Genomic DNA, 24,278 nt, shown 5'->3' with positions numbered 1-24,278 from the left:
CTTAGTTACAAGTATTCAGTTAGTCGGTCTTCAAACATAATCATAAAACGGTTTAGAGCTTGCTTCCAGTTATGAATAGGCATTGTCCACCTCTTGGAAGCATCCATTATCGCTAAGTACACCACCTTGCTAGCGGATTCATCTGTCGGGAACAGTTTACGTTTCTTGGTCGCTTTTCTGATCACACTGTTCAGAGATTCAATAGCATTTGTCGTGTAGATAGCTTTACGAATATCTTGAGGGTAGCTAAATAGAGTATTGAGATTATCCCAATGAGCCGTCCAGGAGCGGCTGATTTGAGGGTACTTTTCATCCCATTTATCACCAAAGTGCTCTAACGCCAACAGGGCTTCATCTTCCGTTGTTGCTTGATAGATTTCTTTTAAGTCAGCGGTAATTGCCTTGTAGTCTTTCCATGGGACGTATTTCATTGAGTTTCGCACCATGTGTACGATACAGAGCTGAATTTGAGTTTTTGGATAAACAGCGTTGATGGCATCAGGAAAGCCCTTCAGGCCATCTACACACGCGATGAGGATATCATTCACGCCTCGATTTTGAAGTTCGGTGAGCACGCTAAGCCAGAACTTCGCTCCTTCGGTTTCGGACATCCACATCCCAAGAAGTTCTTTCTGACCTTCCATATTTACGCCAAGTGCGAGATAAATGGCTTTGTTGATAACCTGTTTATTCTGGCGTACTTTCACGACGATGCAATCGAGATAAACGATGGGATAGACCGTATCAAGCGGGCGAGATTGCCACTCAACCACTTGTTCTAAAACAGCATCTGTAACTTTAGATATTAGACTGGCGGAGATATCCGCATCGTACATTTTTTTGAATGTTGCGACGATTTCACGGGTGGTCATTCCTTTGGCATATAGGCTTAAGATCTTGTCGTCCATCGATTGAAATCGGGTTTGATGTTTACGAACAAGCTTGGGTTCAAAGGACGCGTCACGGTCACGAGGGACTTCTAACTGGATCTCACCATCGTCTGTAATTAGGCGTTTAGATGAGTAGCCATTTCGACTGTTACTATCGTTAGTTGGTGAGTTTTTTTCGTAACCGAGGTGCTCATTAAGTTCAGCATTTAAGGCTGTCTCAACCGTCACCTTGGTTAACATTTTCCTAAAGTCATCAAGATCAGAAGGAGTCTTAATCGACTTAGCTGCTTCGCGAGCGAAGGCTTCTAGAGCTTTCTTATCCATATTGCTTATCCTCAGCCATTACTGGCTTAATTATAAGCAGATACACAATTTAAATTACAGGCTCAACAGATCGCAAAACGTGTCATACCAGCATTTGTTTTATGATTTAAAAGTGCACTGAAAATTAGCCACAAAGCTTTATCATCCCTCACCAGAACATGCATGCGCTATCCGTTGTTATAACAAACAAGCTGTCGGTAGCGCTTTTTAAGTTATGTCGTATTAAACGCTTCTCGATTGGGTTGGAAGTGCCTATTTTTTACCTATGCTCACTGCATAGCGTCAACGAGTTGAATGGCAGTATTCTGTCTAGGTATTTGTATTTAATCTTTCTTTTTTGCAATTAAGTGTCTTTCAGTTTATTTTCTCAGAATAGTAAATATGCTTGTAAATTACATCTATTTCGGCAAGCGACCTCCAAATCGTATAAAAATCAGAAGACGTATATGAGACATTCTAAGGAAAGAAAGTTGAAGGGCACGCACATGGCCTTTATTGGTTTTGTTGTGTTACTTACCTTCATAGCGCTATATTTTTTAGTTGCATTTAACCCAACTCAAGCGGAGGGGGTAAATGACAAAAACATGGTTAATGATGTGACCATGTTAAACCCTATCAGAGTTGCAAAGGTTGTTGAGCCTCAAAAAATAGAAGATATACAGCGTGCTATTTTATCAACGAATGGCGAAATTTCTGTAGGTGGGGGAAGATATAGCCAAGGTGGGCAAATTGCAAAGGAACAGAGCCTTCACCTTGATATGAGAAAATTCAATCAAGTCATTTCCTTTCACCCTGAGCTGCGCGAAATTACCGTTCAAGGTGGTATGCGCTGGCGAGATATACAAGATATTATCGACCCGCATGGTCTCTCAATTAAGATCATGCAATCTTATTCAAACTTTACTGTTGGCGGTTCATTAAGTGTGAATGTACATGGCAGATATATGGGGGAAGGGCCGATCATTCGTTCTGTCAAATCAGTAAAGGTGGTTATGGCAGATGCAAGTGTTATTAACGCTTCTGCACAGCAGAATTCAGAACTATTTTATGGTGTTATTGGTGGCTACGGCGGGTTAGGGGTTATAGTTGAAGCAACACTTGAGCTAGGACTCAACGTAAAAGTAGCCAGAGAAACCACGTATATGAAAGTTGACGAGTATAGCGCGTTCTTTGCAGGTAAAATCAAAGAAAACGCTAATATTGTATTTCATAACGCCGATATTTACCCGCCCGATTATACTCATATAAATAGTGTAAGCTGGGTGCGTACTGAAAAGCCACTCACGGTAACAACTGACCTTATACCTCGTGATAAAAGTTATTGGTGGCAACCTAAAGTGGCTAAGTTTGTCGCTGACTCACACTTTGGGAAGTGGTTAAGACAGCATGTTTTAGAACCAGCTAAATACGCTTTTGACACGGTGCAATGGCGAAACTATGAAGCAAGCTATGATGTTAAAGAGCTAGAGCCAAAAAGTAGAGACGCAGAAACATACGTATTAAGAGAGTATTTTGTGCCCGTATCGCAGTTTGACAGTTTTGCGCGAGCAATGTCGCAAATTTTTAAAAAGTATGAAGTCAATGTTATTAACGTATCAGTGCGCCATGCACTGCCTGATACAGGCTCACTATTGGCTTGGGCAAAGGAAGAAGTGTTTGCATTTGTTGTGTATTATCGTCAGGGGACATCAGTACAGGACAGAAGGGCCGTCGCAGTTTGGAGTCGAGAATTAGTAGGTGAAGTTATAGCGCATAGCGGCGCTTATTATTTACCATATCAAAGGCACGCGACCACTGAACAGTTCCACTTAGCCTACCCAAGAGCCAGTGAGTTTTTTCAATTAAAGCATAAAGTTGATCCTAATAATCGTTTTACCAATAAGTTATGGGAGCAGCACTACGATAATTAAACCTGAGAAGTATTTTTGTGCTCAATTATATGGATATTATGATGGGAGCGAATAGGCTTGAGTATGATCATCATAGGGGGACTGTCTCATTTTGAATACATCTGAAAATCAAAGTTCCAGAGTGAGCAAGAGGGAAGCTTGCGGCGTGCTCTAGATATTTAGGGTGGTATCTAATAGCCTACAAACATTGACCTCTGTCGCATTCTAGACAACCCTATTAAGGAGCAATTTTTGGCAATCCAAAAATAAAATATAATACTGGGTGATTTTATGAAATTTCAACGTCCTTGGGCGTCAGCTTTATTATTGTTAGCGTGTGTCGGAATTACTGTAGTCTTTCATCATAATATTGCTGGTTTGTATGTTAAGCATGCCATTGATTCAGAGTTAGAGTTTTTATTAGAAAAGTTAGAAACGCACGTCGGCGAAGCGATAAATATGAATGAACAGTTTACACAAACACTTGCATTTGACTGTTCAGCATCAGATATGACGCAAATGCAACGGGCTGCATTTACCAGTCCTCATGTACGGTTGTTTGAGGTGCATATTGAAAATGGGAAAGAATGCTCCAGTCATGGTAAAGCCATTGAGCAAAGTGAAGAGGCGTCTTGGCATGCGTTGCGTGATAATGTATTCATCGGCTCAGAGCTTAATAGTATTACTCATACACATGATTTAGCAGTGATCTATAAAACCCCGAATTATAGACTTATCGCAGATATTGAGCCTATTCATATTCCTCGGGCATTTTGTGATGAATGTGCGGTATTAAAGGTACAACTGGATAACTTTGATATTTTAGTCAGTGATATTGATAGCCAAGCAGACAATTTAGCACTGTCTTCGTTTATTTACTCAGAGAAATATCCGTTTTCTTTGTCTCTATCTGTTTCTAAAAACTACTTATCTCCCATAGAGCATTGGAGTGGGGCGGTGAGTTTGGGGATTGGTGGGATTGTAGGTTTATTGTTGGTGATTGCAATGCAGTGGTTATTGAGTCAAAACCAAACAATGGAAGCATTAATAAAGCAGGGGCTTCAAGCTCATGAATTTAAGCCTTTCTATCAACCTATTTTACATTCTAAATCAGGAAAAATTGTTGGCTGTGAGGTATTGGTTCGCTGGGTAAAAGAAGATGGCACGGTGATCCCACCTTATCAATTTATCCCCTATGCGGAAGACTCTGGTTTAATTATCCCGATCACAGAGCAGTTACTTTATCGGGTTGTACGCGATATCAAAAAGCTGGGGTGGGCGGGCACAGATAAGTTTATGAGTGTAAACATTGTACCTGAGCATCTTTATAGTGATGATTTATATAATTATATTCAAGATTTAAAGGCCGATGATTCATGGGACTTTAAAAATTTATCTCTAGAGATCACAGAGCGGCGCAAAATTGAAGACCTACAACAAGCCAAAGTGACCTTGTCAAAGTTTTATGAATTGGGCATTGAACTCAAACTCGATGATGCGGGTACAGGCTATGGCGGGTTCTCTTATGTTCAGGAGTTAGGTATCTCTACCATTAAAATAGATAAGATGTTCATTGATGTGATTGGGACGGATGATATGAAAAATTCGGTACTGTCATCAATCATCGCATTTGCAGAGGCATCATCTAAAAAAACCATTGCCGAAGGGGTAGAAACCAATGAGCAGGTAGAGTTCTTAGCGAAGCATGGTGTGTATAAAATACAAGGGTACGTTTACGCTAAACCAATGCCATTTAATGAGCTCGTGGAGTGGAAGAAAGTCGCTAAAAACTTACTTACGATGAAGCATAGCTAGTTTAATCCTGTGGCTCTTATCCTAAGCTAGGTTAATCGGTAACCTAGCTTGAACTTTATAAAATAGCTGGGGTTGTATTGATACACGTTTTGCTTAGCACTAAGAAGTTGCTGATTATCGTGGCATAAAAGTTTTACGCTAATGGTATTTAAATTACAGGATTTATCTTAACTTTTTGAAATTAAAGTTTTGTTTTTTAGTCTTGCTGCATTTTTGATATCAAAATGAAACCATCCATACTTTTACTGAGCGCCTTTATAAGGCGGCTATACTAATTACGTCACACCTTTTTGTTGTTCACAGACATGACCTGTCGTTTTTCTCTGAAATTATCTCTGCTTTATTTTCAAAGCGCCAGCTATTGCTCGAAAAGTGCTCATAACTCTTGTTAGCAATCGGTGAAAAGCATAAATCGGTAAATATTTTAAAATAAATTGCAAAAAGTCGTTCGAATAGGCCCATTGGAACGACAGTCGGACGCAATTGAGACATTGTTCATATCGAATCTTAATATTTAAAAGAGAAATGATATGAAAATTTTTGAATGGTCAGGCACACGCAGTCAGTTACTTTCTTTACTGTGGGTTTTCCTAACAGTGAATTACATTTATTGCGATGTGTTTACATTACATCTGGCCCAATATCTAGAAGCATTTTTGTCAGGAGAAGTCGGTGGTATGAACATCACCGAAGAATTCTTGCTCGCTTTTGCTATTGTATTGCAAATCCCTATGATCATGATTGTTTTGTCGAGCGTGTTAACTTTCAGACTAAGCAAATATTGTAATATCGTTGCTGGGCTTATTACCACCTCAGTTCAAACCTATACCGTGACAATGGGCGGCACACTTCATTATATGTTCTTTAGCTTTTTCGAGATTTGTACGGGGTTAATCATTATTTATTTGGCAGCCACTTGGCAACAAGAATCAACGTCGTAGATGGCAGTATTGAAGGAGCAGAAATATGAACCGTTTGACCATGAACACACATAATGTACCTTGCTGGGATGCACGCTTTTTCATGATTGCAGGTGTTTTTATGTTGATAAACACCGTAATGCTGTGGGCACGTTTTTATCTAGACCATCAGCTCTCTATTTTATGGCCAGCCATACCCGCGGTTATAGGTTTGGCGGCAGGGGTATTTGGTCTCTTTAAGCTCTATACACCCGCTGTAAATAACGCGCCGTTCTTGGCGAAAAGTGGGGTTTCTTTTGCATTTTTGGCCTGGTTTTCTTTAGGGAGCGCTGTGACATGGCTTTTCGGCATGTCACTATTGTATGGTGCAGTACCGCAACCAATGCCGCAGTGGTTCACCCTGTTAATCGCAGTCTTTATGGTTGCAGTGGTACTGGCATTTCTCTGTTATGCCATTGCATTTTTACGAAGTGAAGCACAGCGGAAAATAGGGTACTTGTTATCATTGCCCGTGGCTATGTGGGCTTTAATGCTGGTGGTGTGCAGTATAAAAGGCATGGAAGCAGGTTTGTCGCTGGATTATTACACTAATGCGGTCATTTCGGTGGCTTTTTTAGCGTTAGGGTTTTCTTTAAGAAAATAAAATAATGTAAGTTATTGATATTTATTGTTAACTTTTATTTAGAGATAGCATTAGAAGAAATGAAAATAAAAATGAAAAAGATCAAAAGGTGCCATGTTTTTTAGCGTAAGACTTTTTATGCAGTGAAAGTTAATGGAGGCACACTGCCGGTAGACCAGTATTCGATTTGACTTTATAATTACTTTTGTAAAGTTAAATCGAATACTTGGTAACTAAATGGTCAACCTTTTACCTACAATTTTATACTCCTGCATGCTGGGCATAACAATCTTTGCTTTGATAGACGTTTTTAACAAACCAAAACAACGACACACTTTTTTTTTGAAAGGATTGTTGTTATTGCTATTGATACATTTAGCGGGCGAGCTATTTATCTATTCCGGTGCTTATGTTTACGCACCTGCATTGGCTGGTGCTCAATTTCCGTTTCGGGCATTGCTGGGCCCTGCACTATATTTTTATGCCCATGCGATGATGTCACCAGGTAAATCAGTGGGTAAGAGAGTGTATCTATTGGCATCAGTTGGGCCCATTTTAGTTGTATTGATTATGCTGCCCTTTATTTTTATGATCAGCCCCGCTGAAAAACTGGCTCTGGCGACCCCATCTACACGGGATCCTGAACTTTGGAAAATAGCGGTGTTTACCTGTTTAGCTACGACGTTTGTTTTTATCGCATTTACGGCTTTATTTTTAGCAATGGCGTTTAACCTCCACAGTAGGCATTGCCAGCAGTTGATGGAACGCTTTTCTGACATTGAACAACGGGCAGTGGGGTGGTTTAAAGCGGTATTGCTCATTTGGGGCGCTGTTTGGTTTATGTATGCTGTTGAATTTGCTTTAGGCGCACTGGGGTGGCGTTGGTTTGGCTCAGGCGTTGTACTGCCTATTTTTGAAGTGATTGCATTGGCTATTTTTGTGCAAAAGGCTTTGGGCCAAAAGGGATTGCTTAGTACAGATAAAGGTTTACCGCGTGCGAGTCAAGGTAGAGCGGCGTTACTCAGCGATGAAAAAATGCAACGGGTTGCGTCAAAACTTGAGCATTCGATGAAAGAAGGTAAGTTGTTTTTACACAATGATTTATCTTTAAAGAAGCTCTCAGAATCGATTGCGGAAACCGAAAACCATATATCAGAAACTCTGTCTCAGCTTTTACAGACTAACTTTTTCCAATTCGTTAATGGTTTTCGTATTGAAGAAGCAAAAGCTGAATTGCAAGATAAAGGGAAACTCGTGACTAATATTGCTTTAGATGTGGGCTTTAACTCTAAATCGACATTTAATACCGCATTTAAAAAGGTCGCAGGATGCAGCCCATCAGCCTATCGCAATTTGTTGAACGAAAAGAAAGCAGATCTGTTTTGAACAAGTATGTTTGATGCGATCTAGTGCATCATTTAAAAGTGAGCATTTTAGGAAGATGCGAATTCAGGTCTTAAGCGCACCACTCGTTAACTTAGGCTCAACTCATGTTTTTCAAGTTGAGCCTGTTGAACAAACACATATAACGCAGAGGTTAAGCTGATAACTCTTTTCTGATGATCTCGGCACCTGCACTTAACGCGTTCAGCTTTCCTCTCGCGACGGTATGCGATAATGGTGCCATACCGCAGTTAGTGCACGGGTAGAGTTTATCGGCATCAACAAACTGCAGTGCCTTTCTTAAAGTATCAGCGACTTCTTCAGGTGTTTCAATGGTGTTACTGGCAACATCAATCGCACCGACCATGACTTTTTTACCACGAATGAGTTCAAGTAAGTCCATAGGCACATGAGAGTTGTGGCACTCCAATGAAATAATATCGATACTCGACTTTTGTAGCTTAGGGAAGGCCTCTTCATACTGTCGCCACTCAGATCCTAAGGTTTTCTTCCAATCTGTATTGGCTTTAATGCCATAGCCGTAACAAATATGCACCGCTGTTTCACATTTTAGCCCTTCAATAGCGCGCTCTAGTGTGGCAATGCCCCAATCATTCACTTCATCAAAAAATACGTTAAATGCGGGTTCATCGAATTGAATAATATCAACACCCGCTGCCTCTAACTCTTTAGCTTCTTGGTTGAGTATTTTTGCAAATTCCCATGCCAGCTTTTCGCGGCTTTTGTAATGGGCATCATACAATGTGTCGATCATAGTCATAGGCCCAGGCAATGCCCATTTTATCGGTTGTTTGGTTTGCTTACGTAAGAACTTGGCATCTTCAACAAATACAGGCTTTTGGCGGCTAACAGGGCCAACAACGGTTGGTACACTTGCATCGTAGCGATCGCGAATTTTTACTGTTTCACGTTTTTCAAAGTCAACGCCATTAAGGTGCTCAATAAAGGTGGTCACAAAGTGCTGACGAGTTTGTTCGCCGTCACTAACAATATCAATACCAGCATGCTGTTGGTCTTGTAATGACAGACGCAAAGCATCTTGTTTGCCGACAATCAGTTCATTGTCTTGTAATTTCCACGGAGACCAAAGTGTTTCAGGTTCTGCAAGCCACAAAGGTTTTGGTAAACTGCCTGATGTTGAAGTCGGTAATAATGTTTTCATAATTGATGATGTCGCATATATTGGGTTAATGACTGAACGTAAACTATTTCACAGCATCGCCACGCCACGAGGGCGTGGGTTTATTGTCTGTGCTTACAGCGCGTAGCTCTGAGACCACTTATCAAGCACATGTTGATGTGGTTTTATAAAGTGCTCTTCAGCAAACTTACCTTGCTCACTGGCTAATCTACTGCGCTCTTCTCGGTCATAAATAATCTGTGTTAATGAATGATCTAAGTTCTTTAAATTTGGCTTGTACGATGTACCCGCAGCCGCATTTGCATTGTAAATCTCTGGTCTGTAGATTTTCTGGAACGTTTCCATTGTGCTAATGGTGCTGATCAGCTCAAGACTTGTGTAGTCATTTAGCAAATCACCAAAGAAGAAGAATGCCAAAGGCGCAACACTGTTTGGTGGCATGAAGTAGCGCACCTGTAAGCCCATTTTCTTGAAGTACTGTTCCGTCAAAGACGATTCATTAGGCAGGTATTCAACGCCGAGTACGGGATGCTGGTTTTCAGTGCGATGATAAGTTTTATTATCTGAAACACTTAAGCAAATAACAGGCGGCTTTTTGAAGTTTTCTTTATACACTTGTGAATTTACAAAGTACTGAAATAGCTTGCCATGCAATTCACCAAAGTTCTCAGGGATGCTGAATTTAGGCTGATCTTTATTGTACTGTTGGAGCAACACGCTAAAGTCGTAATCTCGAACATAAGAAGAGAAGTTATTGCCAACAATACCTTCAATACGCTTATTTGTTTTATGATCGATGATGTGTGTTTTTAAGATTTCAATCGATGGGAACGTTTGGCCACTGCCTTCGATATCCATGTTTACCGACACAATCTCAAGTTCAACTGAGTAACGGTCTCCTTTGGTGTTATCCCAGTTAGCCAGTGCATTAAAGCTGTTATCAATCATTTTTAACGCATTACGTAAATTGGCTTGACGATGACTGCCTCTTGCTAAGTTCGCAAAATTGGTCGTGATACGCGTATTGTCAGATGGGTGATAATTTTCGTCGAGACTTATGCTCTTAATCGTAAATGTAAATTCTTTATTCATTGTGATCTGGTATCCAATTTTTTGAGATAAAACCTGAATTAGTTGTTGCTCTTTCTGGTCTTTCTAATCTACTTCCCTGTGTTACTCAGTAGGTAATACTCGGTAAGTAGTATAGTTATTCTGTCTATGTACGTTCAGAATCCACCGTTATGGTGTTTAGCGTTAAGAGCATAGTGTGATTTATACGTGCTTCGCGACTTGAAGAAAAACGGTTTAATTTCAGATACAACATGAGCCATATTCAAGTTAAATGTAATTAAGCGTATAGACCTATTTGAGGGAACAGATCTTGAGCAAAAAGAGATAAATTTGCTCGTAGGGGTTTGGGTGTCTGGATGTCTGGATGTTCTAAATTTATTTTTCTCATGTAAAACGTGAGGAATATTCACGGCCTAAGATTAGTAAAAGTGTTAATGGTCTTTCGTTATATTGATATAATTCGACCAGATGTGGTTAATTTAGATATAAAGCTTTTAATTCATGATGTTGGATTAAGTAAGGTGCTAAGAAAAGTGTCAGTACGACGACGCACTAAAAATCAGAATACGTTGTGAGGTTGGATCAGAAACCTAATTTGGCGTTATAGCTTTGGTTGTATTTTTACCGATACCCCAAGTAAAAGTTTGGGTTTGCCAGTGAACCATTCAATATCTTTCGTGAATTATAGTATTAGCCTAATACCTAGTTTCCCCCATAAAACGGCTTTCAGATAGTGTGATTGCTCCTTAATTATAATAAGAGATAGACACAATGAGTGAATTGGTATTGTTGGTTGTATATTGTGCGGTATTAGGCTGTGGCGTTGGCTTTTTAGCTGGATTGTTGGGAATTGGTGGGGGGCTGGTAATAGTCCCCATATTAAGCGCTATTTTACTTCACTTAGCGATATTACCGCCTGAACAGGTGGTAATTGTGGCGATTGCAACGTCACTGGCCTCTATTTTATTCACATCAACGTCTTCAGCGCTTGCACACCACAAAAATGGCAATGTGCCATGGGATTTAGCGCCATGGATCATGACTGGGGTGGCGTTAGGTGCATTGTTCAGTGGCTTTATGGCGGCGCTATTACCTGAGCAAGTTGTACGCATCATTTTTGCAGTCAGTGTCGTGTTGATTGCGATAAAAATGTTTTTAAGCAGTAAAAATAATGAACCGACAGAGCGCACGCTCCCCAATAAAGGGGTGCTAACAACTTTAACGACCATAACAGGTGGTTTGTCAGCAATGATAGGCATAGGCGGTGGCGCATTATTAGTGCCTTTATTGACCTTCTTTTCACTTGATATGAAAAAAGCGATAGGGTGTGCATCTGCTTGCGGTATTGTGATCGCGTTGTTTGGTTCTATTGGGTATATCAGTTCAGGCAGTGCTTACTTTGCCATAAAGGATGGGTTTGCGGGCTTTGTTTATTTACCTGCGCTCTTTGGAATTGTTTGTACGTCTTGGTTTACAGCGCCTTTGGGTGCAAAAGCAACCAATCATTTACCGGTGCCCACGATTAAAAAAATCTTCTCTGCATTACTATTAATTATGGCTGTAAACATGGTGCTAGGTTAAGTAACAGTTATATATGAAGGATAAATCGGTAGATAGCCTATCCACTTAATCGTCTTCGTAACAAGTGAATAAAACCTCACAAACAATGGTTTCAGCGCCATTCAGTGTGAGGTTTTTATGATTCGATACCACAGCTTATTGGCTTTATGCTCAGTTTTTTACTCTGGGTGCCAAATACCAGCAACTTAAGAGCTGCATAATGTGGCAATACCTGCTTCTAGAGACATTAGGCTGAACTTTAGTAGGCCAATCTCGTTCTTATTCTTTAGTCATCTTAGTAACATTATTTATAAAGTGTCGGAAAATTAGCGACTGGTCACAATATAGTTTAGTACCGATTAAAATACATTAATTACTTTAGTTTAAGAGCGTTAATTTTCAGCGCCACGGTTCCCATAAACTGGTCAAGTAGTGCTGATATAAAGCTTTACTCCAATCGTTGTAATAACTACTTTTATGTTCATTATTTCAGCAATGAAAATAGAGGGAAAAAGAAAAACACCGATATTTAGTGTTTTAAATTGAATAAAAATAATACAGCATGGAATAGTTACAAAAGAATACATGTTTTCTTTTGAAGCATTCGTTTTGGTATTTATTTTTTTTATATGGATAAACTTATTATATTAATTATATTAAACATCTATTTACTCTTTACTTCTTTTCTTTCCCTCACTATTCATTAGCTTTTGATAACATGAAATTTACAGGCTTTATGCGCTTCATTATTGTGAGTTTTTTTAATGTGATGTTTATTTTTTATTATTAATATGTGCACAATGTGCCCACTTTAGGTTCTGTTTATTCAGCAAGGTTGTGTATGAACAATAAATGGAAGTGGGGAATTTCAATCGTAATTCCTACATATAATCGGCAGGAACTACTTCAAAAAACGCTGTTAAGTTTAAGTCGACAAAGACTCTGTAAAAGTAAATTTGAAGTGATTGTGGTTGATGATGGTTCCACAGACAGTACGGAGTCACTCGTTAAAAGCTTTAATAGTACTATGGATATTTGTTATATATATCAGGAGGATAAGGGTTTTAGAGTTGCGAAGGCTCGAAATTTAGGAATTCAAGCTGCACGGTACCACGTTACCTTATTTATTGATTCTGGGGTGCTATTAGCTCCTGATGCTGTTGAGCAACATCTTTTAGCTTATAAAAATGACCATGCTCAAGCATTAATTGGTTTGTGCTTCGGCTTTGATGAATTTGCTGAGTTAGATTCAGAGAATGATATTAAGTTATTTGATAACCCAGATGTTTTTGATTATCCAGAGAGTTTACAAGCTTATCAAGATTGTCGATATGAGTATTGTCGTGATTTGAACTTCAGTTTGCATCAGTGTGATGAACCCTGGTTATTGTATTGGACTTGCCATGTGTCTTGTTTGACGGAGAAATTATTTTTTGTTGGCGGGTTTGATGAATACTTTAATAGCTGGGGTGGAGAAGATGTTGAATTGGCCCTGCGATTAAAAGGTATTGGTGTTCGATTTGATTTGATCACCGCAGCTAAAGCTATCCATTACCCCCATGAAAAATCTGAAGCTGAAGTGAAAAAAACAGCAAAAAATAATATTACATATATTCATAAAAAGCACTGCACACTTGCGACATATCTATTGGATCAAGGCATGAATTGGCAGCAAATAGTTTCAACTCCAACCCAATCTCAAACGGCGAAACCTGATCTCTGGCTAGGTAGTCAGAACTTATCTCATAACATTACTCATCAAAGCATCGCTTGATTTAATAATAAAAGGAATACAGATGAAGCATATCGATAATAAACATAAAGCAGGCATTAATGACATCGCTGTCATTGGGGTGGCTTGCCGGCTTCCTGGTGAAGTAAATTCGTCTGAAGCGTTTCATGAGTTTTTAATTAACGGTGGTAATGGTATTGGGCCGATACCGCAAGATCGCTGGGATAAGCTGGGATTTTACCACGCTGACAATGACATTCATGGAAAAATGTATGTGCAGCAAGGTGGCTTTATTTCTGGGTTAGCTGACTTTGATGCAGGTTTTTTTGGAATATCTCCTAAAGAAGCACCTTATTTAGACCCGCAACACCGCTGGTTACTAGAGACAAGTTATGAAGCAATAGAAAATGCTGGTCAAAATTTAGATGAGCTTAGAGGTTCTGAAACCGGCGTATTTATGGGCCAGTTTATGCACGACTTTGAACAACTGCAACTAGACTCAAACGCCCATGATTTGATCACCAGTCACTCATCTACTGGTTCTTCAATGACACTGACAGCTAACCGGGTTTCTTATAGCTTTGATTTTAAAGGTCCGAGTTTAACGCTTGATACTGCGTGTTCTTCGTCATTAGTCGCGTTAGACCTAGCGTGTAAATCGCTGTTAAATAAAGACTGTGATATGGCATTGGCTGGTGGCGTTAACTTATTACTCAGGCCTGAATTGACGATGTCTATTTGTAAAGCGTCTATGTTATCCCCTGATGGTCTGTGTAAAAGTTTTGATGCATCAGCAAATGGATATGTGCGCAGTGAGGGGGTTGCCTGTGTTGTTGTAAAACGTTTAGCTGATGCACGAAAAGATGGTGATCATATTTTAGCGGTTATTAAGTCATCAGGCTCAAATCAAGACGGCCAGACGAGTGGAATTACCGTACCTAATGGGCTATCTCAGCAGAAACTACTGAAAAAAACGTTGTCAGCGGCAGGCTTATCTGGGGCTGATATTGACTACGCTGAAGCACATGGCACAGGCACTGCGGTTGGAGATCCGATTGAGGTCAATGCTTTGGGTAAAGTACTTGGTCAATCAAAAGGGAGAGACAAAAGTGAGCCTTGTTTAATAGGCTCAGTAAAAAGCAATATTGGTCATACTGAGCCCACAGCTGGTATCGCGGGATTGATAAAAACTATTAATGCGATGAACCATGGTGTTATTCCGAAGAATATTCACTGTAATGAGGTCAATCCTGCGATTCAGACTAAAGTACTCAATATTGATATTGTTAGGGAAAATACACCTTGGCCAGTGAAAGCAGGTAAACCCAAGCGTGCAATAGTGAATTCATTTGGTTTTGGTGGTACGAATGCGAATGTTGTACTGGAATCTGCAGAGCACCATGATGATACACCAGCTTCACTACAACCGGTTAAACACTTATTTATATCTGCTAAATCAGAAGGTGCTTTAAAGGGGTTAGCCCAGGCGCATATAGAAAAATTAGCACTATTAAATGAACAGGATATACAAGATTATTGTATAAATAGTGCCAAAAATCGGAGCCATTTTCGCCATCGTTTAGTTGTACCCGGCAAAGACAGGGCCGATCTAATCGCAGCTTTAACAGGGTGGCTTGAGAATGATCCTAAATCATCAGTGGTAAGCGGGACCACTAAATTTAAAGATGATGAGCCTATCGCCTTTGTCTTCTCAGGAATGGGTACTACCTGGAAAGGGATGTGCAAACAACTTTACAAAGAAGATCCCATATTTCAAGGAGTAATTGATCAAGTTGATGCTCAGTTACAGCAATACGTAGATTGGTCACTTAGTGACGTTATGTTTGCAAATGATAATGACAATATCCACGAAACGCATTATGCACAGCCCGCAATTTTTGCGACACAAGTCGGTTTGTATGAGTCTTTAAGGGCCAGAGGTGTCATTCCAGAGGCCATTGTTGGCCACAGTGCAGGAGAGGTGGCTGCAGCATATTGTGCGGGAGTGTATAGTTTTTCTGATGCAGTAAAAGTTATATACCACCGCAGTCAATTGCAGCAAACGACCTCAGGCTTAGGCGCGATGCTCGCCGTTGGATTAAGCGAACGAGATGCGTTGAGCTATTGTGCTGATATTCTAGACACAGTATCTATTGCGGCGGTAAACAGTGATGAAGCCGTGACATTATCTGGCGATAAAGCACAGTTACAAAAATTATCTGAAAAACTTGATAGTGAAGGTGTTTTCGCAAAATTTTTAAATGTAGATGTGCCCTATCATAGTCCAATTATGGACCAACTTAAGCAACCACTTATCGATGCGCTGATAAGCTTGGAGAACCGTCCTGAAAGTATTGATTTATATTCAACGGTTACTGGAGAGCTTTCTACTGATAATTTATGGACGGGCACATATTGGGCTGACAATGTTCGGGAGCCAGTCTACTTCTCAAAAGCAATTAGAAATATGTTGTCTGATGGCTATAGCTGTTTTTTAGAAATAGCTCCTCATTCGGTATTAAGCCATTCAATAAACACACTGAGTGCGGATGAAAGAGGTGCAGTAGCACATACGTTAAAACGTAACAACCATGAACTCAGTTGTATCGAAGAGGGTCTGGCGATGCTTTATTGTTCAGGCGTTATGCTTCCTTGGCAAAGGGCATTACAGTCTAATAATCAGGTTAAGTTGCCCAGCTATGTATGGCAAAGGTCTCATTATTGGGTTGAGCATGAAGATGTATCCAATGCGCGTTTGTATGGTAAACAAAAGCAAGATGCTTTTTATGATGAACACATCCCGTTTTTGGGTTCTCAATTAATTAGCCAAGCACCAGTGTGGCAGTGCAGAATTGACTTAAATGAACTACCAGAATTAAGAGGTCATCAAGTCGATGGAGAAGTAATTTACCCTGGAGCTGGGTATATTGAAGGAATGTTGCAGGCGGCCCAGTCGGATAAACTTAATGGGCGAGTGTTGGCTTTGCATGATATCCAGTTTTTAAGACCATTATATTTGGAAGAAGGGCATAATTTAAAGTTAGAAACTCGATGGGATAGTGGCAAAGGTGTATATCAAGTATTTGCACTTGAGCAAGAGGCATGGCACCTGCAAAGCACTGCAAAAATAGCGCAATACAAACCAAAAACACTACATGAAATAGATATTGCGTCATATAAAAAGAGCGCTGATAAGGTTTATAACAAGGACGATTTCTATCGCCATTGCCATCAAATAGGAATGGAATATCAAGATCGCTTCCAAGCTGTAACTCAGGTTTGGAAGGGAAAAGGTTATGCCCTGGCAAAAATAGAGGTTGATGAGATCCAAGGCATTTTACCGCCAATACTGCTAGATGGTGCTTTTCAGGTTTTCTTTAGCTTGGTAGATATCGCATACCTACCCATTGGAATAGAAAGCTTGATTCTACATGCCCCTGTTACAAAACGAATGTATAGCTACTTAACTGTGAAGGAGCAACAGGAGAAGGCATGCATTGGTGACATTCTAATTTTGAATGAAGTAGGACAGCAATGTGTTGAAATGCGGGGGGTTCACCTCAAAATGCAAAGCTCTCAGCAGTACGAAGAGTTACTAGAGCCCTCATTGAAGTACAAGTATCAATGGCAAAGTATTGCGCTTGAGCATGTCGAAGGTATAACTGCCTCCATATTAAGTGCAGGTTTCCAAGAAACATTAACCGATGATATGAGTACAGTTGTTGACCATATAGATTTGCGGTCAGCCTCAAAAGTTTTTGTAGAAAAGTGTCAGGTTCATAGCGAATACTTAGAAAGAATTATCATTGACTGCCGTAAAATCAATGCATTACCTGAAGTTGAAGTGATAGAAAACGTGGCTTTAACAGATAGCTCAGTGGTATTGCTGTTTTTACAGGCCATACAAGCGGTTGCTTGGAAAAAACCATTGGATGTGGTGTTACTAACAGAGTATGCATGGCCGGTTAATGGTGCTGTTAAAGTACAGCCCATGCAGAGTGCTTTGTGGGGCCTTGTAAGGGTCTTCGCAAGTGAAAATCCACAATTTAAAGTCACAATGTTAGATATTCACGATAGTGATTTACCTTTAAATCAGCTTTTAGCCACTGACTTTATTGAGCCAGAAATGGCGGTCAAGGAAGGGCACTGGTATGCCAATAAATTACTGCCTTTAGAGGATACTGGCTGCGTTAAATCGCAAAGCTCTGAAATTTTGCCTGATTTTACAGAGCAGATCAGGTATGGCTTAAAAGGGAGTAACTGGTCAGCTTCTGCTATGTCTAGCCTTGAATGTGATACACAAAATTGTGTTTCTCATATTGCATGTCAAGGTGGGATCCCTGTTGCTGAACAGGCTTTACTATACCTTTGCTATGTTGATTCTCAGTATAACCTTAGTTTGTCTACTGAAGGTATTTGTAGCTCCCTAAGTGCTGCTGAGTTATCGATTGGGCTTAACACTGAGCAAACTGAATTCGCGCTAGCTTACTTAAATGATATTCATGGTTTTCTGTCGATATTAGAGCCTATTCTGCGACTTAAACCAAAAGTAATTTTATTTGTAGAACCGTCTAATATGGTGGACTTTGCTTTACTTGATTATGTCCAGCACTTAGGTGTGCAATGCTTAGTCGAGGCTGAGCCAACTGGTACTGAAAACGATACGGGCATTGTTTATGTAAATAGAGCTGACATCAGTAAATTAAATGTAGATTTAGTGGTGTATTGTCTAGAGCGGCCTTTAGCTGTGTCATTAACTGAGCAACTTACTCATGGTGTAGATTTTATTACTTTATTTGAAGGACAAGTTGCTGCTGAACAAGTAAGTCGATTGACGTTACATAGACTAAATTTGAAGCGCTTAGCCAAGCATACTCACACCGATTTTATTGAATTAATGCAAGTTGCATTAACATGTTTGATGAAATATGTTGATTTATATCAGCCAGCTTATGAGGCTTCGATATCTGCAAGCGCTTTGCCTGCAAATATACAAGAGAGCCAATTTACGCATGCCCGTTATGCTATCGATATGAGTAAAAAACCAGCTTATCTAGAAAAGGAATTTGATTACTCAGGAAATATGAAAGGTAAGAGCTACTTAGTAACTGGTGGACAAGGCGGAATTGGGTTAGTTGTAGTGCAATGGTTGATTCAAAATAATGCCAGTGCAATTTATGTGACTGGCCGTAGTGCGCTAAAAGAGAGTTTGCAGACGTTAATTGTATCTGCAGAGAAAGCGGGTACAAAGGTCCATTATTTACAAGCAGATGTGGCAAGTTATGATGATATGCATCAGACAATTTCACATATTATTCATCAACCAGAGTCATTCTCTGGCCTATTTCATTCCGCAGGCGTGTTGGCGGATGCAACCTTTGCTCAGCAAAATGTCGAGGGGTTCCAACAAGTACTAGCTCCTAAGCTACAAGGCTCTTGGTATTTACATCAGTTAACTCAGAAAGTAGAGCTCGATTACTTTGTATGTTTTTCTTCGATTGCTGCGGTTGTGGGTTGGCCCGGCCAAGCAAACTATGCCTTTGCTAATGCATTTATGGATGGTTTATGCCATATGCGTCGTAATCAAGGGTTGAGTGCAACGGCTATAAATTGGGGTCCATGGGCTGATGCCGGCATGGCTGCTGAGCTTGAAGAACAAGAAATAGCGCGAATGCAAAGCGCCGGGATGCAAGGTATTTCAACAGAGCAAGGACTGTCTGAAATGTCAAAAATTATGAACAGTTCAATTGCCCAAGCAGGTGTGTTTATTCAAGATTGGCAGAAAATGGCAGAGTTGGGGTTGTCAGCACGGTTACTCAAAGTGTTTTCTAACCTAGTAGATGTTGATGATACAAAAACGAGTGATATAAAAGCAACATTATCACAAATGAATGCAGAACAACGCTTACCTGTTCTGCTTACTGAAGTGCGTAACGCTTTAGCCGCAGCATTAGGTATGGGGACAGGGGAGCAGCTTGATGAACATACAAGTGTATTTGACTATGGTTTGAACTCACTGATGGCTGTTGAGTTTAAAAACCGTATTCAACCTTTAATTGATCACCCTTTACCTGCATCTATGGTCACTAAGCAAGGGAGCATTGCAAAAATCGCACTGTTTTTAGAAACTCTATATGGCAATGATGGAGCGCAAATCACAGACGTCGATGAAACACAATCGTTCAAGGTGACTATCTAATGGTTGAGCAACTTCTATTGGATTGTAAACGCCAAGGCATCTCGTTGACATTGGGGGAGCAAGGGGTTTTGGACTTACATGCAACCAAGCAACCCCCTTCAGCTCTAATTGGTAGATTGTCGGCACACAAAGCGCAAATTATTGAGCATCTCAAGCAGATTAAGCTCAATCAATTAGAACAGAGCATGTTGTCTCCAATTCCAGTTACACCGGCTTTGGTAGGAAAACTATCTCTACAGCAGCAAAGGCTTTGGTTGCTAGAGCAGATGCAGCCAGGTAATGCCCAATATAATTTAGCTCGAGCTATGAAACTTGAGGGGCAGTTGGATGTTACAAAGCTGCAATATGCAATTGATGCGGTTGTAGCGCGTCATGATATTTTACATACAGACTATGTGTTGAGCCCTGAAGGGGCAAGACAGCAGGTTGCTGATAACGTGTCATCATGCATGGAAATCGTTGAGTTGCAGTCACTTAATGATAAACAGCAACGCGCGGAGATTTTACGCGTTATGAATGCACAAAGTTGTGCTGCTTTTGATTTAACGACGAGCCCCAAATTACGGTGTAAATTATTACTTTTGGCACCTGATATTGCTTATTTTTGTATTGCTTTTCATCATATAGCCGTAGATGGGTGGTCAGTTTCGTTGTTATGTGAAGAGATTTCACAAAATTATGCGAAATTACTTGAAGATACCTACCAGCCTTTACTAAAACCGACTTTGCGCTATTTAGACTACGCAGCATGGCAGCAGGATAAAGTGGAACAAAGTAGTTTTTCGTTGTTAACCCAAGCTTATCAAACGTATTTAGAGGGAGCGGTATTTAACACAACATTCGCATTGGATTTTCCTCGCCCTGATGATATTGGGTCAAATGGCAAAGTTTATCGAGAAGTTATTCCTGAAGCTGTTGATGCAAAAATAAGTGCTTTTGCAAAGCAGCAGCAGTGTACACGCTTTTCTTTGTTATATGCGGTATTTAATATTGTATTGGCAAAATATAGTAACCAACTGGATATTGTTATTGGTTGCCCTGTAGCAAACAGAGAGCATGAGCAGGTTCAGTCTCTCATAGGGTTTGTGGCAAATACGCTGGTCTTAAGGAGTAAAATCGACCCAGAACAATGCTTTTGTGATTACTTAAATAATTGCATACTTTCTAGTAATAAAGCTTTTGAAATGGCTCATATGCCATTTGAGGGGATTTTAGAAGCGTTAAATGTAGAACGCTTACACAATCAGCCCCCTTTATTCAACGTTATGCTAGCTGTGCATAATATGAAGCCTTTATTACCTCGATTGAAAGGCGTTAAAATTACTGCTGAAGAGGATATGCCTAGAGTACCCAAGTTTGATTTAGTGCTTGATATTTACGAATCAGATGGGGAGCTGGCCCTAGAGTGGGATTATAATTTTGATCTATATACCAGCGAAGCAGTAGCTGGTTTTAGTCAAAGTTATATTCATGTATTACAGCTGCTCCTGACTAATCCAGAGTTAACCTTTTCACAGGTTAGCTTAATAGAACCTGTGAAAGTAGCGCAGTGGCAAGCGAAGTGGTCAGGAGAAAAAGCTCAGGTCCCGCAACCATATCACCTGCAAACACAGTTACAACACTGGGCTGTTATCACCCCTGATAAAGTGGCGGTCTCTGACGGATGCACCTCATTAACCTATTGTGAGTTAGAAAATCGTGTAGATCATTACTGTCATAACTTGATCCGCTTGGTTGGCAATCAACCACAGCGGGTAGGGGTTTATTGTGGCCGTTCTATTGATATGCTTTGTACATTATTAGCAATCTTACGCTCTGGTCATACTTATATCCCCCTAGACCCAAGCTACCCTGAAAAGCGTATACAGTATATGGCTGATGTAGCTGAATTGACTTGCGTTGTCTGTGATTTTGATGGCGTTGAAAATGTACGTAGATTCCAAAAAAATACAATTACGTTTAATGATTTAAATACAGAATGTGAAGTGACTAGCTTGCGTCAATCGGTTAGTCCCAAAGATACTGCTTACATGATTTTTACGTCTGGTTCTACCGGGAAACCAAAAGGAGTTGTAATTTCATATCAAGCTATGATGAACTTCTTAGCCGCTATGGTTAATGAGCCTGGGATCCGGCAAACGGATTGTGTGTTAGCCGTTACTTCAATTACATTTGATATTCATGTTTTAGAATTGTTTTTACCTATTTTAGCGGGAGCAACGTTACACATTGCTGCTACAGAGCAAAGTAAAGACCCTTACGCGTTAGCACAGTACATTGATAGTAGCGCTATTTCTTATATGCAAGCAACGCCAGCCACATGGAATATGCTAAAAGCAATTTCTTGGCAGCCTCCAACTCCATTCACCGCTTTATGTGGTGGTGAAGCTTTATCCAGAGGCTTAAAGTCTTACTTTGCACAATATAATACCGATCTATGGAATATGTATGGCCCAACTGAAACGACGGTTTGGTCAAGTGTGGATAAAGTTGATTACAGTGCGCCAACGCACTTGGGTATGCCTATAGCTAATACTCAGTTTTACGTTTTAGATCCATACCTACAACTAGTCCCCCCAGGAGTAACTGGTGAGTTGGCGATTGCTGGCAAAGGCTTAGCTTGTGGTTATTGGCAAAGAAGTGAACTGACAGAACAGCAATTTCGCACTGTGTGTATGATCAACGGGACTAAAACACGGGTCTATTTAACGGGAGATTTGGTTAAGGTATCACATGACAATCAGTTGATATATCAAGGGCGTAAAGATCATCAAGTTAAATTAAATGGTCATCGTATCGAATTAACTGAAATTGAATTTGTACTAGAGCAGCACGACGCAGTGCAGCAGGCTGTGGTGCTGTTAGATAAAAAGCAAAATAATTTACATGCATTTGTCCAAGCTAACACGATGAGTGAACGACTTAAATCGCAGCTATTTAATTCAGTTCAACAAGCCGTTCCCAGCTTTATGGTCCCACAGTCAATGACCCTTGTAGCTGAGTTGCCAAAAACGCTTAACAAAAAAATAGATAAGCAAGCACTTACAGAGCTGATATCTACGGAAAACCATATCGAACCAGAGCATGACTTGGGGTTATATGCAGAAAAGCTCGTATTACTGTGGCAGGAAAGCCTTGCGATGACTGAAATTGACCCAAATGCTTCATTTTTCTCTCAAGGAGGTAATTCACTTAAGTTTGTTGAGTTGATAGCGACAGTTAATCAGTGCTTCTCGCGTACACTAAATGTCACAGCACTGTTGAAATCTCCAACATTAGTGGCAATGGATAATTTACTTAAAAGCACACAAAACCGTAATTTAGAGCTTTGTTCTTTAGTTAAACCTTTAGAGGAAAGTCGATATTGGCGGCATGATCCCATTGAAGTTAAGAGTCTTGCTAATCGAGTAAATTTATTTTCTCGTAAAGGGTCAAATTACCTGTGGATGGTAAATCAATGTTTAGTATTGGATAACAATGATGGTGCAATCAGCTTTTCACTCATAAAGAAATTGTTATCTATTTTATTTGTTCATCACCCCGCACTGCGTACTTATGTAAATCCTCATTCATTAAAAGAGCAAATTATGAGTGTTGGTGCCTTGTTAGATAAGCCAATATTTTATGATCTTTCAAGTCAAGCCGATACACAAACGATAACCTCAATTAGTCAAGTCTTAGACCAAGTGCGTTTAGATGAGGGTTTAGTACGGGTGTTCTATATACAAAAAGAACAACAAGTGATGTTAGTTTTGTCATTGCATCATTTGGTATTTGATGGATATAGCATGAGTGTTTTGGCGCGTAATTTCTCCTTATTATTGAAAGCTGAGCTAACTCGAACACCAGAAGTTGAATTACCGCAAGATCCTTATTTGTCTTTTATTGATTATCATCAAAAGTATGCTGATGGTAAGTATCTCACCGAAGATGGGTACGATATAGCGCGAGAAGTTGAATATTGGGAACAAGTCAACTTTAGCGCAATTGAGCGTCTTTTTGATGTGCAAACCTTATTGGTGAGTAACCTTGAAGATAACATGGACTCAATCACAGTTAACATACCTGGTTATGTCACTGAACATATATTACAGCTGACTGCACAAGCATCTTTATTAGCGAGTGATTTCCATGCCGGTGCATTAGCAACGGCAATTCACCAGGTATTCAAGTTAAACAACATTGCGCTAGAGCTATCGAACTTCAATCGGGCAAATAGCATCGCACCAGTTAATTCTGAAGCCTTATTTGGGTATGTAGTTGCACCAGTCCCAGTGGTTGTTGAATATCCCGCTATTTGTCAGGCTAGCCATTGTGCTAAAGCTATTTCGGATAAATTGCATACAATGCCGCACAGTGGGTGTGGGTTTAATTCTGCATTGAGAGTGCATTCAGAAAAGCGAAATATAGCGAGCATAACAGCGGATTTCTTCCCTGAATTTAACTTTAACTATCAAGGTGAGCTTAATACTGAGCGCTTAGATAGCAGAGTGCTCGATGGCGCTAATTCAGTGTTTAATAGTGTTATTCAGAATATGCCTTTTGTACATTGCGATAGGGATATGACAAGTCCTCAATCTTTATATATATCGACCTCTACGGTCGGAAGTCATCAGCAAATATTTATTCGTTATAGTAAAGAATTGTTCGCTAAAACAACAATCAAGCAACTTGCGGACAATTATATTTATCAATTAAAGGGGTTATAAAA

The 24,278-nt window shown here is 40.0% G+C and carries 12 protein-coding genes; 9 read left to right on the top strand and 3 right to left on the bottom strand.

Annotated features, from left to right (window positions below; genetic code table 11):
• Nucleotides 1–5: 5 nt before the first annotated feature.
• Nucleotides 6–1,214: an IS256 family transposase gene (locus PCIT_RS07645; protein WP_192992781.1), complete on the bottom strand. Its 1,209-nt coding sequence runs from the start codon at nucleotides 1,212–1,214 to the stop codon at nucleotides 6–8.
• Between the two features lie 446 nt (nucleotides 1,215–1,660).
• On the opposite strand from PCIT_RS07645, the gene PCIT_RS07640 reads away from it, so the two are divergent.
• The 5 genes from PCIT_RS07640 to PCIT_RS07620 all read left to right on the top strand — a co-directional run bounded on the left by PCIT_RS07640 (nucleotide 1,661) and on the right by PCIT_RS07620 (nucleotide 7,846).
• Nucleotides 1,661–3,124, top strand: a complete 1,464-nt coding sequence (locus tag PCIT_RS07640) for an FAD-binding oxidoreductase (RefSeq protein WP_202889057.1) — start codon at nucleotides 1,661–1,663, stop codon at nucleotides 3,122–3,124.
• A gap of 270 nt (nucleotides 3,125–3,394) precedes the next feature.
• Nucleotides 3,395–4,918 (top strand): EAL domain-containing protein, encoded by a 1,524-nt coding sequence (locus tag PCIT_RS07635; RefSeq protein ID WP_010367316.1) that lies wholly within the window; start codon nucleotides 3,395–3,397, stop codon nucleotides 4,916–4,918.
• A gap of 530 nt (nucleotides 4,919–5,448) precedes the next feature.
• Nucleotides 5,449–5,859 (top strand): DUF6326 family protein, encoded by a 411-nt coding sequence (locus PCIT_RS07630; RefSeq protein ID WP_010367314.1) that lies wholly within the window; start codon nucleotides 5,449–5,451, stop codon nucleotides 5,857–5,859.
• Between the two features lie 25 nt (nucleotides 5,860–5,884).
• The gene (locus PCIT_RS07625) at nucleotides 5,885–6,481 is read left to right on the top strand and encodes a hypothetical protein (protein WP_010367312.1); all 597 of its coding nucleotides are present in this window, start codon (nucleotides 5,885–5,887) and stop codon (nucleotides 6,479–6,481) included.
• Nucleotides 6,482–6,820: 339 nt separating this feature from the next.
• On the top strand, nucleotides 6,821–7,846 hold the full coding sequence (locus tag PCIT_RS07620) for a helix-turn-helix domain-containing protein (RefSeq protein WP_010367311.1): 1,026 nt from the start codon (nucleotides 6,821–6,823) through the stop codon (nucleotides 7,844–7,846).
• Nucleotides 7,847–7,997: 151 nt separating this feature from the next.
• Here PCIT_RS07620 and PCIT_RS07615 read toward each other — a convergent pair whose 3' ends face one another.
• Together PCIT_RS07615 and PCIT_RS07610 are read right to left on the bottom strand one after the other, a co-directional pair.
• Entirely contained in the window at nucleotides 7,998–9,026 is a 1,029-nt protein-coding gene (locus tag PCIT_RS07615; RefSeq protein WP_010367309.1) for a methionine synthase, read from the bottom strand.
• A 93-nt stretch (nucleotides 9,027–9,119) separates the two neighbouring features.
• The gene (locus PCIT_RS07610) at nucleotides 9,120–10,097 is read right to left on the bottom strand and encodes a DUF1852 domain-containing protein (RefSeq protein WP_010367307.1); all 978 of its coding nucleotides are present in this window, start codon (nucleotides 10,095–10,097) and stop codon (nucleotides 9,120–9,122) included.
• Nucleotides 10,098–10,847: 750 nt separating this feature from the next.
• On the opposite strand from PCIT_RS07610, the gene PCIT_RS07605 reads away from it, so the two are divergent.
• From PCIT_RS07605 to PCIT_RS07590, 4 genes are all read left to right on the top strand, one after another.
• Nucleotides 10,848–11,657: a sulfite exporter TauE/SafE family protein gene (locus PCIT_RS07605; RefSeq protein WP_010367306.1), complete on the top strand. Its 810-nt coding sequence runs from the start codon at nucleotides 10,848–10,850 to the stop codon at nucleotides 11,655–11,657.
• An 820-nt stretch (nucleotides 11,658–12,477) separates the two neighbouring features.
• The gene (locus tag PCIT_RS07600; RefSeq protein ID WP_010367305.1) at nucleotides 12,478–13,410 is read left to right on the top strand and encodes a glycosyltransferase; all 933 of its coding nucleotides are present in this window, start codon (nucleotides 12,478–12,480) and stop codon (nucleotides 13,408–13,410) included.
• 22 nt (nucleotides 13,411–13,432) lie between these two features.
• Nucleotides 13,433–19,567 carry a type I polyketide synthase gene (locus PCIT_RS07595; RefSeq protein WP_010367303.1) on the top strand — a complete coding sequence of 2,045 codons (6,135 nt, stop codon included), beginning with the start codon at nucleotides 13,433–13,435 and terminating at the stop codon, nucleotides 19,565–19,567.
• The gene (locus PCIT_RS07590) at nucleotides 19,567–24,276 is read left to right on the top strand and encodes a non-ribosomal peptide synthetase (protein WP_010367302.1); all 4,710 of its coding nucleotides are present in this window, start codon (nucleotides 19,567–19,569) and stop codon (nucleotides 24,274–24,276) included. Before PCIT_RS07595 ends, PCIT_RS07590 begins: the two co-directional genes overlap by 1 nt.
• Nucleotides 24,277–24,278: the final 2 nt, after the last annotated feature.

This window comes from Pseudoalteromonas citrea, from assembly GCF_000238375.3.
Lineage (GTDB): Bacteria > Pseudomonadota > Gammaproteobacteria > Enterobacterales > Alteromonadaceae > Pseudoalteromonas > Pseudoalteromonas citrea.
The sequence above is the reverse complement of the archived record's forward strand: the minus strand, read 5'-3'. Positions and strand labels throughout refer to the sequence as shown.

Excerpts from the sequence above, each read along its gene's own strand:
- PCIT_RS07645 (WP_192992781.1), bottom strand. The coding sequence starts at position 1,214 with ATGGATAAGAAAGCTCTAGAAGCCTTCGCTCGCGAAGCAGCTAAGTCG.
- PCIT_RS07640 (WP_202889057.1), top strand. The coding sequence starts at position 1,661 with ATGAGACATTCTAAGGAAAGAAAGTTGAAGGGCACGCACATGGCCTTT.
- PCIT_RS07635 (WP_010367316.1), top strand. The coding sequence starts at position 3,395 with ATGAAATTTCAACGTCCTTGGGCGTCAGCTTTATTATTGTTAGCGTGT.
- PCIT_RS07630 (WP_010367314.1), top strand. The coding sequence starts at position 5,449 with ATGAAAATTTTTGAATGGTCAGGCACACGCAGTCAGTTACTTTCTTTA.
- PCIT_RS07625 (WP_010367312.1), top strand. The coding sequence starts at position 5,885 with ATGAACCGTTTGACCATGAACACACATAATGTACCTTGCTGGGATGCA.
- PCIT_RS07615 (WP_010367309.1), bottom strand. The coding sequence starts at position 9,026 with ATGAAAACATTATTACCGACTTCAACATCAGGCAGTTTACCAAAACCT.
- PCIT_RS07610 (WP_010367307.1), bottom strand. The coding sequence starts at position 10,097 with ATGAATAAAGAATTTACATTTACGATTAAGAGCATAAGTCTCGACGAA.
- PCIT_RS07605 (WP_010367306.1), top strand. The coding sequence starts at position 10,848 with ATGAGTGAATTGGTATTGTTGGTTGTATATTGTGCGGTATTAGGCTGT.
- PCIT_RS07600 (WP_010367305.1), top strand. The coding sequence starts at position 12,478 with ATGAACAATAAATGGAAGTGGGGAATTTCAATCGTAATTCCTACATAT.
- PCIT_RS07595 (WP_010367303.1), top strand. The coding sequence starts at position 13,433 with ATGAAGCATATCGATAATAAACATAAAGCAGGCATTAATGACATCGCT.
- PCIT_RS07590 (WP_010367302.1), top strand. The coding sequence starts at position 19,567 with ATGGTTGAGCAACTTCTATTGGATTGTAAACGCCAAGGCATCTCGTTG.